The sequence below is a fragment of the Armatimonas sp. genome (assembly GCF_043760365.1).
GTDB lineage: Bacteria > Armatimonadota > Armatimonadia > Armatimonadales > Armatimonadaceae > Armatimonas.
The window spans coordinates 1-3579 of sequence record NZ_JAYUPA010000730.1 but is presented as its reverse complement, the minus strand read 5'-3'; the positions used below and the strand labels follow the sequence as shown (position 1 = coordinate 3579).

5 protein-coding genes are annotated in these 3579 nt (G+C 61.0%); all 5 read right to left on the bottom strand.

From position 1 onward, the window contains the following. Positions 1-1183, bottom strand: a 1183-nt coding sequence (locus tag ACH2EH_RS17255) for a tape measure protein (protein WP_395143510.1), incomplete at its 3' end; no start/stop codon positions are given. Between the two features lie 48 nt (positions 1184-1231). Next, positions 1232-1366 (bottom strand): hypothetical protein, encoded by a 135-nt coding sequence (locus ACH2EH_RS17250; RefSeq protein ID WP_395143508.1) that lies wholly within the window; start codon positions 1364-1366, stop codon positions 1232-1234. A 38-nt stretch (positions 1367-1404) separates the two neighbouring features. Further along, entirely contained in the window at positions 1405-1971 is a 567-nt protein-coding gene (locus tag ACH2EH_RS17245) for a hypothetical protein (protein ID WP_395143506.1), read from the bottom strand. A gap of 3 nt (positions 1972-1974) precedes the next feature. Then, the gene (locus ACH2EH_RS17240; protein ID WP_395143504.1) at positions 1975-3063 is read right to left on the bottom strand and encodes a hypothetical protein; all 1089 of its coding nucleotides are present in this window, start codon (positions 3061-3063) and stop codon (positions 1975-1977) included. A 21-nt stretch (positions 3064-3084) separates the two neighbouring features. Next, complete coding sequence (locus tag ACH2EH_RS17235) at positions 3085-3522, bottom strand: hypothetical protein (RefSeq protein ID WP_395143503.1); 438 nt, start codon at positions 3520-3522, stop codon at positions 3085-3087. Positions 3523-3579: the final 57 nt, after the last annotated feature.

Genomic DNA, 3579 nt, shown 5'->3' with positions numbered 1-3579 from the left:
CCAGCCATTTTCGATATGTTGGGTGTTTTTCCTGAAACTGCTGGTAGTCTCTGAGATACGGGATCGTGTTTTTGATCTTCATGAGCCTGGGAAGGCTTGCATCTTGCTTGGCTGACTGCGCGTTGAGGTCGTTGGTTTCTGCTGCCATGTTGATGTGGGGCAAGAAGGAGACGATCCCCGCCAGCACGACTAGACCACCCGCACCGACGACGCCGAGTGTCGCCATCGAGACACCTAGCGCCTTGAGGTTCAGGGTGAGCTGCGCGATGGCTCCGATCGCTGCTAGGCCTGGCCCCGCCGAGAGTCCCACGAGCCCGAGGGTGACGAGAAGGTCTTGCGATCCTCGGGGGAGCTTGCCAAATGCAGTGGAGAGTTCCTCGGCCTTGTCCGCCAGCGCCGTGAGGAAGCGTGCAGCCTTGGGGGCGATATTCTGTCCAAGGCGGTCCAGGCTTCGCTCAATGGAGTCCGTGGCGTTGTCAAAGTCGTCACGCAGTCCTGCGGTCGTTTGCTTGGACTTGGCCGCCGTGTCAATGAGCGCGGCGAGAAATGCCTTGGGTGCGATCCCCGCCTTCTGGATCAGCTCGGTGTCGGTGGTGCCAAAGGCTGTTTGCATCCACTGCCCGATCTGGGGGAGCTGCTCCTGAAGCTGACGGATTTCCTCTTGAGATACTTTAGACTTGGTCGCGATCTGAGAGAGGGCGAGTGTCACTAGGTCGAGCTGCGCTTTGCCCTTGCCGACGGTGGCCAGAGCGCCGCCCATGGCGATAAGCGCTTTCTCTGACTTCTCGGCGGCGATCCCTGCGGCCTGGAGCCGGATGGTTCCCTGAATCGCTTGCTGGAAGCCAAGGCCGGGGAGCTTCGCGGCAGTTTCGAGTCGCTTGAGCTGCTTGTCCGCCTCGGCGGACGATCCCGCGACCGCGACGAGGCCGCGCTTGAGTCCGTCGAGTTGCACCGTGGTTTTTATTGCTTGGCGTCCCAGCGCCAGCAGCGGGGCAGTGAGGCCGACGGTCAGTGTGGTTCCGACGGTGGAGAAGGCCCGTGCGGTATTTTCCATCTGCTTGCCGGTTTCTTGAACCTGTCGGCCCGTCTTTTGCGTTTCCTCCCGTGCTCCGCGCATGCCGGAAGTGAAGCCGCGATCCTCTAGCGAGAGCACCGCAAGTAACTGTGAAACGACGTAGCTCATGATTCTCTCACTTCATGCCCCTCAGCCTTCTTAGTGGCCCCTCTGCCCCTAGTTGTGGCCCATTTGCCGGGCTCGCCGGGCGGCTGACTCGGCTTCTCTCTCACTGCGCTGGATGCGAAGTGTGTCGGCTTCGTCTTCCGCCGTCATGGCCGCGATTGCGGCGGTGATGTCGTGGAAGGGCATCTGCCGGACTTCGTGAGGGGTGCAGCTGTAGCGCCGGGCTACTTTGTCGAGGATGTACCAGTCGGGGCAGTCGCCGAGCTCTCCTCCGGTGTCGAGGAACTGGACGAGCCCGGAGACGTCGGAGGGGGGATTTTGCAGTCCTCGTCAATCGCTGATTGGATCAGGTCGAGCAGCTTCTCGGGGAGCGCTGCGACCCGCTGCAAGTCTGTGGTCGGAATCGGGCCCGCCTCATCTTCGACATCCCAAGCCGCGACGAGCCGACAGACCTCCTCAGCATCCAGGAGTGTGGTCGTCTGTTGCAGCTTCTCGAACTCCTCCAGCGCCGCGCTAGAGAGAGCTTGGAATCCCGCGATCTGCGCTTCGAGGGCGGTTTCCTCGTCGTGGCTGAGTCCCTCGCTCTCCAGCCGCGCCATTGCCTTTGCCTTGCGCGCTTCGTTGTGGGTGTAGATGCTATTCGTCTCGTTGACGCGGTAGAGCATCTTGCGGCGCTCGCTCCCCAGCGAAGCGGTGAGCGCAGGTGACTTCTGGTTGCATCGGTACTCAAAATGGACGACTAAGCCGTCCATTGAGACGGTGAGCGGCTTGGTGATGTTATCGAATCTCATGGATTAGACTCCTTGATTTGTAAGGTTGAGAGCGTCGGGGAACTGTCCAGCACTCTGGGTAGCACCGGCTGCCATGAGGGTGGTCTGGTCGGTGTCAATGACGATCTCCAGGTAGCCGCCGAAGCCCGAGTCGTAGATCATCTGAAGGTCGTACTCACCCGCCTTGACTTTGTGGCCGTCACTGAGTCCCTTGATGCGGTAGTTGAAGGGGAAGCGGATCTGGACTTTGTAGTTGAAGCCCGCCTCGATCAGCGCACCGGTCCAGAGTAGCCCGGAGAATTTCTTGTTGCGCTTGCGCAGGTCTTCCATCACACTTTGGTCGGCGAAGGCGTCTTGTTCGATGTTGATGCCCGCCATCGGCTGGTAACCATCGCCGTCGGTGTCCACGGTGTTGACGAAGCTCTTGGCGGCGCTGTTGCCCACGAAGAGAGGGCTGAAGATGTTGTTACTCCCGAGGTTGTACTCGAAGCAGCGCGTGAGCTTCTTGGGATCGGTGAAGAGGGTGCCGACCGTCGCGACGTCCGCAACGTAGGCGGCCCATCCATTGGCATCTAGTGGCACGAGGGGCACGTCGGCGATGCTGGTTTCCATCGTCACGCCCTCGGTGGCGATTCGCTGGCCGATGCCGTTGCCGGAGAAGCTGCACGCCTCGGTACCGAAGCTGAGACCCAGGCTCTGGATGGCGGCGAAGGTGCAGCGGTGTGCGCCTGCGTCCCCGCCAAAGTCCATAGTGGCGCTCTTGCGTCCCTTGGGGCCGTCGAAGTCGGGGAAGAAGGTGTAGCGGCGTGTGTTAGTAGCTCCCGCTGGCGTTGTCACCGTCGGATCGCAAAGGTGGAGGGCAAGCGCGATAATAAGGTCGTTGACCGCGAGCTGGCCGCCCAGGGCGAGCGTGGTGTGCGCTCCGTGAATCCCGTAGGAGCCGACCGGAACAGCGATGCCGCTGGCAGTGACAGTGCCCTGTGGCTCGACAGGAGTTTGCTGGACGCGAAGCCCGAGCAGACGTTTTGCCGCTTTGACAGCCACGCCGCAGTCGGTCTCGAAACCGAAGATAGTGCGCTCGTAAGCGCTGGCTCTTTCTGGTGTACAGGCCATGATGAAAACCTTTCTTGGCCCTTATGGATTCGGGCAGGGGTGAAACGTGAACTCGTAGTCGCCCCCGGCAATGAGCCAGGGGACTTCCGTGGTTGCACCGATAATAGCGACGCGCTCGGGAACCGCTTCGATGATCTCGCCGACGTTGCGACTGCCGCAGACGTGGAGATTGTCCGTGGTGTGCGAGCCGACTCTATTGAGGCGCTGGTGGATCAGTGCCTTCCAGACCAGCACGTCGTCGGTCTGTGCTTCTGGGCCCCGTGCAAGTGCCTTGATCTTGACCGTAGAGAGAGCCGTCTTTCCCTCGTTTGCATGGCGCGGCGTGGTGGGTGTTGCCTGTACGGTGAGGAAGGGAGTGGGGCAGTCTTTAGGGACGCTGCCACTCCAGTAGACACGCCCCGCGAAAGTCGCCTCAGCGGCTAGGCGCGACATGATCCAGGGGAGTAGGTCTTCGAGCATGGCGAAGCCTCCTAGCTTATTTTGATGACTTTGGCGAGCTGACTACCGACCGTCTGC